We start from the raw sequence: 14,005 nt of genomic DNA on the forward strand, positions 1-14,005 counted from the left end.
TTTAAGGCATATTTTAAAATTTAAAGTCAAAATTTGTTTTATCACGAAATATGCATTTAAATTTTATGCTTTTGTGAGATAAATTTATCCTACTAAATAGTTAAATTTAGTCTCAAAAGCTTAAATTTTTGTGTAAATTCTATTTTTTCTCAAAAGCGATTACAGGCAAAGAAAAAATATTATTTTTATCTCTTAGTTATCAAAATATCAATATAATCGTAAAAATTTATAAAAGGACAATTATGGCACTTGAAAATGTATTAAGAGCGATTGAAGATATAAAAAATGGAAAAATGGTCGTTATGGTCGATGATGAGGACCGCGAAAACGAGGGCGATCTAGTCTTTTCAGCAGCTAGTAGCGACATGCAAAAGGTAAATTTCGCTATCACTCACGCAAAGGGCGTGCTTTGTCTTGCGATGGATGAGGCAAATGCAAAAAGGCTTGACCTGCCGCTAATGGTAGCTAAAAACACATCAAGCCACGAGACAGCTTTTACGGTTACGATCGACGCAAAAGACGCAACAACGGGCGTTAGCGCATATGAGCGAGATATGACGATCAGGCTTGCAGCAGAGGCCAGCTCAAAGCCTGAAGACTTCGTGCGCCCAGGACACATTTTCCCACTTATCGCCAAAAATGGTGGCGTGCTTGTTCGCACAGGCCACACCGAGGGCTCGGTCGATCTTTGCAAGCTCGCTGGCGTCACTCCAATGGCGTCTATATGTGAGATCGTAAAAGAAGATGGCACAATGGCAAGACGCGACTACCTGGAGGAGTTTTGCGAGAAATTTGGGCTAAATATGATCAGCGTTTCTGATCTTGTTGAGTATAGGCTAAGTCATGAAAGCCTCATAAGAGTTGGCGAAAAAAGCAGCGTGATGATCGCAGACTGCGCGGCTATAAGATACGACATTACCGATCACAAAGGCAAAATCCACTCAGCTTATCTTTTTGGCGAGCCAAAGAGCAAGGGAAATGTCAAATTTCAAAAGATCCTCTCCGATCACGAGCTTTTAAGCAGTCCAAAATACGACGAGCTTTTAAAAACTATCAAATTTCTAAGCCAAAATGGCGGAATTTTGATCTTTTTAGATAGCGACAACTCAAACACTAGCAAAGACTACGGCATCGGAGCGCAAATTTTAAATCACTTTGGTGTAAAGGATATCGAGCTTCTAAGCTCAAATAAAAATAAAGAATTTGTAAGCTTAGCCGGTTTTGGGCTAAATATAGTCGGTTATAAGGAAATTTAAAGGAGATAAAATGAGCGAAGAGGCACAACGCAGAGCCTTACAAAATCAAATTTGGAGCATCGCAAATGAAGTAAGGGGTGCTGTTGATGGCTGGGACTTTAAGCAGTATGTCCTCGGAACTTTGTTTTATAGATTTATCAGCGAAAATTTTACTGACTACATAGAGGCTGGAGATGATAGCATTGACTACGCTAGCATGGGCGATGATGAGATAGATGACGAGCAAAAAAGGGTCATTATAGAAGAAAAGGGCTACTTCATCCATCCTAGCCAGCTTTTTAAAAATGTCGTAAAAAATGCCTCGAATAATGAAAATTTAAATACCGATCTAGATCAAATTTTTAAAAGTATCGAAGGCTCAGCCGCTGGGTTTGAGTCGGAGCAAGACATCAAAGGTCTTTTTGCCGACTTTGATACGACTAGCAACAGACTTGGCAATAGCGTCGCAGATAAAAACAGAAGGCTTGCTGCTGTTTTAAACGGAGTTGCTGGGCTTGATTTTGGTGACTTTAAAGATAACCATATCGATCTTTTTGGCGATGCTTATGAGTTTCTCATCTCAAACTACGCTGCAAATGCCGGTAAGTCAGGCGGCGAGTTTTTCACTCCGCAAAATGTCTCAAAGCTCATCTCTGAGCTAGCCATGCACGGACAAGAAAGTGTAAATAAAATTTACGATCCAGCTTGTGGCTCTGGTTCGCTACTTTTGCAAGCTAAAAAGAGATTTGACAAGCATGAGGTAGAGCAGGGCTTTTTTGGACAAGAGATCAATCACACGACATTTAACCTTGCTCGCATGAATATGTTTTTACACAATATAAACTACTCTAAATTTCACATCGAGCTTGGCGATACGCTTTTAGACCCAAAGCTTCAGGACGACAAGCCGTTTGACGCCATCGTCTCAAACCCTCCTTACTCTATAAACTGGATCGGCAGCGATGATCCCACACTTATAAATGATGCTAGATTTGCTCCAGCTGGCGTGCTAGCGCCTAAAAGCAAGGCAGACTTTGCCTTTATCATGCATGCTCTTAGCTACCTTTCTGCAAAGGGGCGAGCTGCTATCGTTAGCTTTCCTGGCATTTTTTATAGAGGTGGCGCAGAAAAGAAGATACGTGAGTATCTTGTAAAAGAAAATTTCGTCGAAACCATCATCGCCCTAGCGCCAAATCTCTTCTACGGCACATCGATCGCTGTAAATATCCTTGTGCTCTCAAAGCACAAAAGTGAAAACAAAACGCAGTTTATCGACGCTAGTGAGTTTTTTGAAAAAAGAACAAACAATAACGTTTTAACAAATGAGCAGATTAAAAAGATAGTAGAAATTTTTGCTAGCAAAGAAGAGATCGCTCACGTGGCTACATCGGTGGATAATGACACTATCGCCCAAAATGACTACAACCTAGCAGTAAGCTCCTATGTCGAGCCAAAAGATACACGCGAGAAGATAGATATAAATGAGCTAAATTTACAGATAAAAGAGACCGTGGCTAAGATCTCAAATTTGCGCTTGCAGATAGATGAGATCATCGCTCAGATAGAGCTGGATGGCGAGAGATGAGTAAAATTTTTGATCTGATAAATGAGCTTTGCCCTGAAGGAGTGGAGTTTAGAGAGCTTGGGGAGATTGCGGATATTGTTAGAGGTCAAAGGGTTACAAAAGCGGAACTGCAAAATGATGGCAAATATCCTGTTGTAAGTGGAGGTATAAAGCCGCTTGGATTTTTGAATAAATTTAATCGTGAAGCTAATACAATAACTGTTGCACAATATGGAACTGCTGGATATATCAACTTTATTGAGGAAAAATTTTGGGCTAATGATGTTTGTTATTGTATTTTTCCGAAAAAAGAAATATCTAATAAATTTTTATTGTATTGCTTGATGAAAAATCAAGAATTCATATATTCATTAAGGACAAATGCTATTCCTGCTCATTTGCCACAAAAATTACTGAGCGAGATTAAACTCCCTGTGCCTCCGATGGAAGTGCAGCGTGAAATAGTCCGTATCTTGGACTCTTTCACGCTTCTTACAGCAGAGCTTACAGCTAGAAAAAAGCAGTATGAATTTTACCGCGACTTTCTTTTAAGCTTTGACGAAGATCAAAATGAAATTAAGTGGGACATTATAGACAATATTTTTATTATGAAAAATGGCTATACACCTTCAAAAGCAAATAAAGATTTTTGGGAAAATGGAACTATATCTTGGTATAGAATGGAGGATATACGTGAAAATGGTAGAATTTTATCTGAGTCTATACAAAAAATAACACCTCAAGCTATTAAGGGAGGTAAATTGATCCCTAAAAATTCAATTATTGTCGCGACTACCGCGACTATTGGCGAGCACGCGCTCGCAATCGCTGATTCATTTTTAATGAATCAGCGATTCACGTCTTTTACAATACGTGAATTGCTAAAAGACAAACTTGATACCAAGTTTGTCTTTTATTATTTCTTTAAAATTTGTGAATGGTGCAAACAAAATACAAATTCTAGTTCTTTTCCATCAGTTGATATGGCTAAACTTAAAAAAGTAAAATTTCCTATCCCCTCACTTCAAACACAGCAAAAAGTCGTTGAGATATTAGACAAATTTGATACGCTTGTAAATTCTATAACTGAGGGCTTACCACGAGAGATAGAGCTAAGGCGTAAGCAGTATGAGCATTACAGAGAGCTACTTTTAAATTTCAAACCAAAAATGAGAGCATAAAGGCGTAAAAATGATAGAGAGTAAAACTATACTTGAGTCAGAAAATTTCATCGTTTTAGATAAATATGAGAGGTTGCCTCAGTCTTCAAGCTATCAAAGCGAAGCGGATATGGAGGATGAACTTATAGCCGACCTTGTAAAACAAGGCTATGAGTATAAAAAAGATATAAATTCTCAAACAGCACTTTTACTAAATTTAAAAGAGCAGTTAGAGAGGCTAAATAACGTTAAATTTAGCCCGTCAGAGTGGAAAAGGCTAGTTGAAGAGTATATCGATAAGCCAAATGATGGCATAGTGGAAAAGACACGCAAGATACAAGATGATCACATATATGATTTTACTTTTGAAGATGGGCACATACAAAATATCTGCCTTATCGATAAAAAAGATATCGCTAAAAACAGCTTGCAGGTGATAAATCAGTTTGAGCAAACTGGCTCATCGCACAACAGATATGATGTCACTATACTTGTTAATGGCTTGCCGCTTGTGCAAATAGAGCTTAAAAAGCGAGGCGTGGCGATAAGAGAAGCCTTTAATCAAATTCACCGCTATTCCAAAGAGAGCTTTAACTCATCAAATTCTCTCTTTAAATATTTGCAAATTTTTATCATCTCAAATGGCACAGATACAAGATACTTTGCAAACACAACCAAGCGAGATAAAACCAGCTTTGACTTTACTATAAACTGGGCAAATTCAAAAAACGAAGCCATAAAAGACATAAAGGACTTTACAGCTACATTTTTGGCGAAAAATACACTTCTTAGCATACTGAGCAAATACTGCATCTTTGATACAAATAACACCTTGCTCATAATGCGTCCTTATCAGATAGCAGCGACTGAGCGCATACTTTGGAAGATAAATAGCTCGCACAATGCCAAATGCTACGCAAAGCCAGAGGGTGGCGGCTTTATATGGCATACGACAGGCTCTGGCAAGACGCTAACTAGCTTTAAAGCAGCTAGACTTGCTACGCAGCTTGAATTTATAGATAAAGTCTTTTTCGTGGTGGATAGAAAAGACCTTGACTATCAGACTATGAAGGAGTATCAAAAATTTTCAAAAGATAGCGTAAATGGCTCAGCTAGCTCAGCGGAGCTAAAGCGAAACACTCAAAAAGATGACGGAAAGATCATCGTAACAACTATACAAAAGCTAAACAATCTGATGAAAAACGAAGATGATCTAAGTATATATCAAAAAGAGGTTGTTTTTATATTTGACGAGTGCCACAGGTCTCAGTTTGGCGAAGCGCAGAAAAATTTAAAGAAGAAATTTAAGAAATTTTATCAGTTTGGCTTTACTGGAACGCCGATATTTCCTCAAAATGCCATCGGAGCAGAGACTACGCAAAGTGTCTTTGGAAGCTCGCTTCATGAATATGTGATAGTTGATGCAATTAGAGATGAGAAGGTGCTTAAATTTAAGGTTGATTATAACAACGTCGTGCCTAAATTTAAGAGCATAGAGACAGAAAAAGACGAGCTAAAGCTAAGTGCGGCTGAAAACAAAAGTGCATTTTTGCACCCTGAGCGTATCAAAGAAATTTCAGAGTATGTGCTAGAGAAATTTCATCAAAAAACTCACCGCTTAAATGCAAGTGGCAAGGGCTTTAACGCTATGTTTGCAGTAAGCTCGGTAGATGCAGCGAAGCTTTATTATGAAGCGTTTAAAAATTTACAAAGTAACAAAGAGCGAGCTTTAAAGATAGCGACCATCTTCTCTTTTTCACAAAATGAAGAGCAAGATATGGTTGGTGAGATAGCTGATGAGGGCTTTGAGCCAGAGTCGATGGACGTTAGCTCAAAAGAGTTTTTAAACAGCGCGATAAAAGACTACAATGCCTACTTTAAGACAAATTTTAGCGTTGATGGCGGGTCGTTTCAAGACTACTACCGAGATCTAAGCGAGCGTACAAAGAAGCAAGAGATCGATCTACTCCTAGTTGTTGGCATGTTTTTGACAGGATTTGACGCGCCTTGTCTAAACACGCTATTTGTGGATAAAAATTTACGCTATCACGGGCTCATACAAGCATACTCTAGGACAAATAGAATTTATGGTGCCACAAAAACTTTTGGCAATATCGTGACATTTAGAGACCTAGAAAAAGCGACAGAAGATGCCATAACTCTTTTTGGTAAAGGGAGCACCAAAAGCGTCATACTCGAAAAAAGCTATAAAGAGTATATGGATGGCTTTACGGATGCGGTATCTGGCGAGGCAAGAAGGGGCTTTGTAGATGTAGTAAGCGAGCTAGAGGCGAAATTTCCTGATCCTACTAAGATAGAGACACAAAAAGATAAGAAAGAATTTGTAAAGCTTTTTGGAGAGTATCTAAGGGTGGAAAATGCTTTGCAAAACTACGATGAGTTCGTGGCTCTAAGGGCTTTGCAAGAGGTAGATTTAGACGATGAAAAAGCAGTTTGTGAGTTTAGGGATAAATTTGGCTTAAGCGATGAACAAATCAAAGAGATGCAAAGCATAAAAGTGCCAAATGCAAGGGTCTTGCAAGACTACCGCGGAACGTATAATGATATAAGAGAGTGGCTAAGAAAAGAAAAGGCTGGCGAAGAGAAGGAAAAAGAGAGGATAAACTGGGATGATGTGGTATTTGAGGTTGATCTGCTAAAGTCTCAGGAGATAAATTTAGACTATATTTTGGGTTTGATATTTGAGCATAATAAAAAGATAAAAGATAAAGTAGCTCTTACTGATGAGGTGCGTCGCATCATCCGCTCAAGCTTGGAAAACCGTTCAAAAGAGGGGTTGATAGTTGATTTTATAAACCAAAGCGACTTGGATAAATTTAAAGACCGAGCCAGCGTGATAGAAGAGTTTTTTAAATTTGCAAAAGGTGTGATGAAAAAAGAGGCGGACGAGCTTATCGCTTCTTTAAATTTAGATGAGGCTGGCGCAAGAAGATTTATAAGTTCGTCGTTAAAGAACGGCTTTGTCAGTCAAAGTGGAACGCAAATAGGCGAGATACTGCCTAAGATCAGCCCTTTAAATAAAGACTATCCTTTAATAAGGCAAAAAGTCATCGATGAGATATCGCATTTTGTTGATAAATTTAAAGAGGTTGGCTCGTCGGTTTAAGAGGCGCTTTTAAGCAAATTTATATTGCATTTGGCTTATTTATGCTTTGCTTCGTGCTCTAGTAGCCAAATTTTAGTAGGCAGACCCTCGCCACCTGAGTAGCCACCAAGGCCACTGCTGGATAGCACCCTGTGGCAGGGGATGATAATAGGCACTGGGTTTTTGGCATTTGCTGAGCCCGCTGCTCGGTAAGCGTTTTTGTGGCCTGCAGCAAGTGCAAGAGCAGCGTATGTGGTCGTCTCGCCGTATGGTACTTTTTGCAAAACATCATAAATTTTAGCTCTAAATTTGGTCGTTTTTACATCAAGTCTAACGCTAAATTTTTTAAGCTCACCCTTAAAATAGGCTTCTAGCTCATCCAAACAAAGCTTTAAATTTTCATCTTTTACCGCAACTTTTTCAAATTTATCTACAAAATTTATCTCACAAATTCCATTTTCACTAGAAACGATCTCTAAAATTCCAATGGGCGATTTTAGGTAGGCTTTTGACACATTTGCTCCTTGAAATTTGAAATTTTGGGCAAATTTTACTTTAGATTGCTTTGCTTTTTGATAAAATGCAAGCAAAATCAGCGATTTTAGACTAAAAACGAGCAAAAATCACAAAGGAAATTTATGAGCTTTTTTACCGACTACGAAAAACACGTGAGTGAGCGAGAAAAAGAGGGCGTGCCACCACTTGCGCTAAATGCCAAGCAAACAAGCGAAATTTGCGAGCTAATGAGACTTGCTGGCAACTCTAGTGGCGATGAAAAGGCGCAAAACGAGCTAAAATTTCTTATAAATTTGCTCACAAATCGCGTAAATCCTGGCGTTGATGACGCGGCAAAGATAAAGGCAGAATTTCTTGGCGAGGTGATAGAAGGACTTAAAATAGACGGACTTGACGCAGTCCGTGCCATTAAAATTTTAGGCAAGATGCTTGGCGGATACAACGTAGAAATTTTGGTGCGAGCGCTAAAAAATAGCGATGATGTTATCGCACAAGCTGCGGCAAATGAGCTAAAAAACATCATTTTGGTGCATGAACACTTTGACGAGATCGCAAAGCTAGCAAGTAGTAATAAATTTGCAAAAGAGGTGCTTGTTTCTTGGGCAAATGCCGAGTGGTTTACGCATAAAAAGCCACTTGATGAGTGCATAAAGGCAGTCGTTTTTAAAGTGCCTGGCGAGACAAATACAGATGATCTAAGCCCTGCTAGTGAGGCCTATACAAGGGCTGATATACCGCTTCACGCAAAGGCGATGCTGGTTAAAAAGATGCCTGAGGGGCTAGAAATCCTAAAAGAGCTAAAAAGTCGCGGTAAGAGTGTGGCGTATGTTGGCGACGTGGTCGGCACTGGCAGCAGCAGAAAGAGCGGTATAAACTCTATCCAGTGGCACCTCGGCGATGAGATAGAGGGCGTGCCAAACAAAAAAACAGGCGGTATCGTGATTGGTACGACCATAGCTCCGATATTTTTTAACACCGCCGAAGATAGCGGTGCATTGCCGATAGTTGCAAACGTAAATGAGCTAGAAATGGGCGATGAGATAGAAATTTGGCCATTTAAAGGCGAAATTTACAAGCTTGCAGGCAATGAAAAAAAGCTCGTGGCAAATTTTAAACTTAGCCCAAACACCCTAAGCGACGAGATAAGAGCAGGGGGCAGGATACCGCTGATGATAGGTAGGCAGGTCACCAAAAAGGCCAGAGAGGTCTTGGGGCTTGGCGAGGAGCAAATTTTAATAAAGCCAGAGCAGCCAAAAGAGCTAGGCGGTGGCTATACGCTCGCTCAAAAGATGGTCGGCAAGGCTTGTGGCAAGGCTGGCGTGAGAGCTGGGGCATACGTGGAGCCTGAAATTTTGACCGTTGGCTCGCAAGATACCACAGGGCCGATGACTAGAGATGAGATAAAAGAGCTTGCTAGCCTTAGTTTTGGGGCGGACTTTGTCTTGCAAAGCTTTTGCCACACGGCTGCTTATCCAAAGCCAAGCGACCTTGTGATGCACGAGAGCTTGCCTAAATTTATAAATTTACGTGGCGGCGTGAGCCTAAAACCAGGTGATGGCGTCATCCACTCGTGGCTAAACCGCATGGTCTTGCCTGATACGGTGGGCACTGGCGGCGATAGTCACACGAGATTTCCTATTGGCATTAGCTTTCCAGCAGGCAGCGGCCTAGTGGCGTTTGCGGCGGTGCTTGGTATGATGCCGCTAAATATGCCAGAGTCGGTTTTGATCAAATTTAAAGGCGAGCTAAAAGAGGGCGTGACGCTTCGTGATCTTGTCAATGCGATACCTTATTTTGCTATCAAAAAAGGGCTTTTAAGCGTTGAAAAGAAAAATAAAAAGAACATTTTTGCAGGTAAAATTTTAGAGATCGAGGGATTAGAGAGTCTAAAAGTGGAGCAGGCATTTGAGCTAAGTGATGCTTCGGCTGAGCGCTCGGCGGCTGCTTGCGTGGTAAATTTAAGCGAGGCTAGCGTCGCGGAGTACGTTCGCTCAAACGTTGCGCTAATTGAAGCGATGATAAAAGCAGGGTACGAGAGCCGTGAAACGCTTGCTAGGCGAAAAGAGAAGATGCAAAAATGGCTAGAAAACCCAACTCTTTTAAGAGCCGATAAGGACGCAAAATACGCTGAAATTTTAGAGATTGATTTATCGCATATAGATGAGCCGATCCTTGCCTGTCCAAACGACCCAGACGACGTAGCAACGCTAAGTGAAATTTTAGCTGATAGCAAAAGAGCGCACGATATCGACGAGGTCTTTGTGGGTAGCTGTATGACAAATATCGGGCATTACAGGGCGCTTGCTAGGATATTAGAGCGTGAGAGCAAGCTTACAACTAGGCTTTGGATCGCGCCGCCAACAAAAATGGATAAAAAGACGCTTGAAGATGAGGGCGTTTATGAAATTTTTAAAAGGTTAAATGCTAGGACAGAGGTGCCAGGCTGCTCGCTTTGCATGGGTAATCAAGCAAGAGTAAATGATAATGCCGTTGTCTTTTCGACCTCGACAAGAAATTTTGACAACAGAATGGGCATGGGCGCAAAGGTCTATCTAGGAAGTGCCGAGCTAGCCGCTGTGTGCGCGCTGCTAGGGCGTTTGCCAAGCGTTAGTGAGTATAAAAAAATAGTAAGAGATAGTCTTAGTTTAAACAAAGATCAAATTTATAAATACCTAAATTTTAATGAAATAAGCGAGTTTAGTATATAAATTTGTTACAATATCGCGAAATTTTAAGGAGCTTTGATGAAAAAAGTAGCTTTTTTTCTCTTTTTTAGCAGTTTTCTTTTTGTAAATTTACACGCATTAGAGTGTGGCGACCTAGCTAAAAAAGAGATCTTTAAAACTACTCCAAACGAGCTTGCTTACGCGAATGAGGGGCTATTTTTTTGTGATGGCTCGCTTTTAAATTTAAAAGAGGTAAAAGAGCTTTTTGACGCGAGTGTGGCCGTGAGAAGTGAGTCTCAAAGTTGCGTTGGAGAGGGCGTTTATAGAGAAAATTTAAATAAATTTAGATGGATCTTGCTAAAAGCTTCGTTTGCACCTGAAATCTATCAAAAAGAGCTTGCAAAGCCAGAAGCGGCCGAGGCTCAAAAAGATGCTCAGATGGAGTATTTTAGATACTGGGCGAATGAGAGCTTGTTTAACTTTTTAAAATATAAAAAATTCAGCGAAGCTTATAAAAACGCACAAACTCCGCTGGTTAAATTTTACGAGGCTTTAGGCGTTGATAGTGCAAGTGCTGCCTACTACGCAACTAGCGTGATAAATGAGTTTTTAAGCTTTAGTGTCGGCAAAAATGTAAATAAAGCTAAAATTTTAACCACAGAGCAAAAGATGATGGCTCAAAAGATGAGCTTTGACGAGCTTGCAAATTTACTCTACTCGAAAAATTTCACCACCGCTGAGCTTACAAATTTACTTGATATCGCACTGCTAAATGACAAAAGTAGCGAGATGATAGAAGAGATCATAAGGCGCGGGGCTGATGTAAATTTAGGCGATGAGACGCCGCTCTTTTTTGCTCTTAAAAATTTAGAAAATGTAAAAATTTTGCTTAAAAATAGAGCCGATGTAAATCACAAAAATTTCTTTGGCAAAAGTGCGCTTTTTTATGCTGTGCAGTTTGAAGATGCGCCTCTTTGCGAGCTTTTGCTAAAGAGTGGAGCCAATGCGAACGAGAGCTACATCGACGAGCAGTCTAAGATGAATATGATAAATTTAGGCATGATGCAAGTAGAGGATACGTGTGGCCTAGAGCATACAAATAGAAGCGTTTTCATGCATGCAGCAGCTCACGCGACGCCTGAAATTTTAAAGCTTTTGATAGATAACGGTGCCGATATGAACGCCACTGATGATGCGGGATTTAACGCGCTTGATTATGCGATTAAAGATAAAAATGAAAAAAATATTAAATTTTTAGAAGAGCTTGGTTTAAAGCCAAATTTTAATTAGGAAGAGATATGAAAAAGACAGCTTTTGTGACAGGTGCAACATCTGGCTTTGGCGAGGCGATCGCTAGAAGACTCTCACAAGAGGGCTACAAGATAGTCGCTCTTGCAAGGCGCGAAGATAGGCTAAAGAAGCTTGCTAGCGAGCTTGGCGATACACACATCATCGTAGCTGACATACGTGATAAAAAGGCTGTTTTTGATGCAGTTGATAGCTTGCCTGATAAATTTAAAGATATCGAAGTGCTTGTAAATAACGCTGGACTTGCCTTGGGACAAGAAAAGACGATAGATGCGAAGGTTGAGGACTTTGAGACGATGATAGATACAAATGTAAAGGGTCTCATCTACTCTACAAAGGCCATTTTGCCGCTACTTTACAAGCAAGAAAAGGGCTATATCTTTAATCTTGGCTCGACAGCTGGCTCGTGGCCATATCCTGGCAGTAACGTTTATGGCGCTACAAAGGCCTTTGTAAAGCAGTTTAGTCTAAATTTAAGAAACGATCTAGTTGGCACAAATATCAGGGTGACAAACATCGAGCCAGGTCTTTGTAAGACTGAATTTAGCGAGGTTAGATTTAAGGGCGATAAGGCAAAGGCTGATAGCATCTACGAGCATACAAATTTTATCACCGCTGAAGATATAGCGACTATTTTGCTTAACTGCCTAAATATGCCTGGGAGTGTAAATATAAATAGGGTCGAAGTCATGGCAAATACGCAGACTTGGGCTGGACTTGCGATAGAAAAATTTTAAGGAGTTTATGTGAGACAAATTTTATTGTTACTATTTTTTAGTGCCGTTCTTTTTGGCGTTGATCCAGAAGTCGCCAAAAGAAACGCACAAATTTACGGCGTTTTCACGCTTATACCGCCAGTTGTGGCCATAGCGCTTGCTTTTATCACAAAAGATGTCATCTTGTCGCTATTTATCGGTGTTTTTAGCGGGACTTTTCTTATAAATATCGTTAATGAAAATGTCTTTATGGGCATCATCAAAGGCTTTACTGGCATCGTTTCAAGAGTGGTTGAGTCGATGGCTGATAGCACCGATGCTGGCATCTTGCTTCAAGTGCTTTGTATAGGCGGCGTGGTCGCACTCATCACAAAGATGGGCGGTACAAAAGCGGTCGCTCTTTGGCTTAGCAAAAAGGCAAAAACTGGCGTTTCAGCTCAAATTTCAACATGGCTTATGGGTATTTTTGTATTTTTCGATGACTACGCAAACGCCCTAATCGTTGGTCCTATCATGAGACCAATAAGCGATAAATTTAAAATCAGCCGCGAAAAGCTAGCCTTCATCATCGACGCCACTGCAGCACCGATCGCAGGTATTGCTATCATCTCTACATGGGTCGGACTTGAGGTTTCGCTCATCGAAAAGGGCTACGAGCTTATCGGCGAGACTGGTATAAACGCTTATTCTATATTTATCGAGACCATTCCATATAGATTTTACAACCTCTTTATCTTGTTTTTCATCGTCTGCACAGCCTTGATGCAACGCGAGTATGGCCCTATGCTAGCAGCCGAAAGACGCGCTAGAAGAGGCGAACTTCACTCAGGTAAAACTCAAATTCAAGACCTTGAGGACAAGACTCTTGAGCCAAAAGAGGGCGTAAAACTAAGCGCTTCAAATGCTATCGTGCCGCTTCTTGTGCTAGTTATCGGCGCATTTACTAGCTTTTATTTTAGCGGTCTTGCTGCACTTGAGGGCGATACTCTTAAAAATGCACTTGCAAATCCGCTTTCATTTTCAACATTTAAAGATACTTTTGGCGCAGCTGACTCTGCTACATCGCTATTTCAAGCAGCATTGCTCGCTAGCATAGTAGCTATCACGATGGGTGTTTGGCGCAAAATTTTTGATGTAAAAGAGGCTATTAGTACATGGGTAAAGGGCTGGAAAACTATGATCATCACGGTTGTTATCTTGCTTCTTGCTTGGAGCCTTAGCGCGGTTATAAAAGAGCTTGGCACTTCAAGATATTTGGTTGATTTGCTAAGTGATTCAACGCCTAAATTTATCTTGCCAGTGGCTGTTTTCATCCTTGGCTCATTTATCAGTTTCTCAACTGGCACCAGCTACGGCACAATGGGCATTTTGATGCCTCTTGCTATCCCGCTAGCTTATGCAGTGGGTAAAAACTACGGCTTAGATGGCGATGCGATGCATGCTTATATGATCGTAAATATCTCAAGCGTTCTAACTGGCGCTATCTTTGGTGATCACTGCTCGCCGATATCAGACACTACGATACTTTCATCAATGGGTGCAGGATGTAGCCACATCGATCACGTCTCAACGCAGATGATCTACGCACTTAGCGTTTGTGCGGTTTGTGTGCTTGTTGGCTACTTGCCAGTAGCACTTGGTCTAAGCGTTTGGATCGCACTTCCTTGCGGATTTTTAGCGATCTGGGCTTTGGTTAGATTTGCCGGTAAAAAAGTCGAAGAGAAAGCGGCATAA

General features: G+C 40.7%; 9 protein-coding genes. 8 read left to right on the forward strand and 1 reads right to left on the reverse strand.

What is annotated here, in order from left to right; all coding sequences use genetic code 11:
* The first annotated feature begins 242 nt into the window (after positions 1-242).
* The 4 genes from F3G98_RS03585 to F3G98_RS03600 are packed head-to-tail and all read left to right on the forward strand — an operon-like array spanning position 243 to position 7,086.
* Positions 243-1,256, forward strand: coding sequence for a bifunctional 3,4-dihydroxy-2-butanone 4-phosphate synthase/GTP cyclohydrolase II (locus F3G98_RS03585; protein WP_103574283.1), 1,014 nt, complete (start codon positions 243-245; stop codon positions 1,254-1,256).
* Positions 1,257-1,266: 10 nt separating this feature from the next.
* The gene (locus tag F3G98_RS03590; RefSeq protein ID WP_149725751.1) at positions 1,267-2,820 is read left to right on the forward strand and encodes a type I restriction-modification system subunit M; all 1,554 of its coding nucleotides are present in this window, start codon (positions 1,267-1,269) and stop codon (positions 2,818-2,820) included.
* The gene (locus tag F3G98_RS03595) at positions 2,817-3,980 is read left to right on the forward strand and encodes a restriction endonuclease subunit S (protein ID WP_149725752.1); all 1,164 of its coding nucleotides are present in this window, start codon (positions 2,817-2,819) and stop codon (positions 3,978-3,980) included. Before F3G98_RS03590 ends, F3G98_RS03595 begins: the two co-directional genes overlap by 4 nt.
* Positions 3,981-3,990: 10 nt before the next feature.
* Positions 3,991-7,086 carry a type I restriction endonuclease subunit R gene (locus tag F3G98_RS03600; RefSeq protein WP_149725753.1) on the forward strand — a complete coding sequence of 1,032 codons (3,096 nt, stop codon included), beginning with the start codon at positions 3,991-3,993 and terminating at the stop codon, positions 7,084-7,086.
* 35 nt (positions 7,087-7,121) lie between these two features.
* On the opposite strand, the gene F3G98_RS03605 is transcribed toward F3G98_RS03600, so the two are convergent.
* A complete protein-coding gene (locus F3G98_RS03605) occupies positions 7,122-7,580 on the reverse strand; it encodes a methylated-DNA--[protein]-cysteine S-methyltransferase (RefSeq protein WP_107917299.1) in 459 nt (152 codons plus the stop codon).
* A gap of 123 nt (positions 7,581-7,703) precedes the next feature.
* Between F3G98_RS03605 and F3G98_RS03610 the strand changes: the two genes are divergently transcribed.
* Genes F3G98_RS03610 through F3G98_RS03625 form a run of 4 tightly spaced genes read left to right on the forward strand, consistent with a single transcriptional unit; the run spans position 7,704 to position 14,005 of the window.
* Positions 7,704-10,289, forward strand: coding sequence for a bifunctional aconitate hydratase 2/2-methylisocitrate dehydratase (locus F3G98_RS03610; protein WP_149725754.1), 2,586 nt, complete (start codon positions 7,704-7,706; stop codon positions 10,287-10,289).
* A gap of 36 nt (positions 10,290-10,325) precedes the next feature.
* On the forward strand, positions 10,326-11,537 hold the full coding sequence (locus tag F3G98_RS03615) for an ankyrin repeat domain-containing protein (RefSeq protein WP_103608634.1): 1,212 nt from the start codon (positions 10,326-10,328) through the stop codon (positions 11,535-11,537).
* Between the two features lie 8 nt (positions 11,538-11,545).
* The gene (locus F3G98_RS03620; protein WP_103608633.1) at positions 11,546-12,292 is read left to right on the forward strand and encodes an SDR family NAD(P)-dependent oxidoreductase; all 747 of its coding nucleotides are present in this window, start codon (positions 11,546-11,548) and stop codon (positions 12,290-12,292) included.
* A gap of 9 nt (positions 12,293-12,301) precedes the next feature.
* Complete coding sequence (locus tag F3G98_RS03625) at positions 12,302-14,005, forward strand: Na+/H+ antiporter NhaC family protein (RefSeq protein WP_103574277.1); 1,704 nt, start codon at positions 12,302-12,304, stop codon at positions 14,003-14,005.

The organism is Campylobacter concisus (assembly GCF_902460895.1).
In the GTDB taxonomy this organism is placed as follows: Bacteria; Campylobacterota; Campylobacteria; order Campylobacterales; family Campylobacteraceae; genus Campylobacter_A; species Campylobacter_A concisus_BC.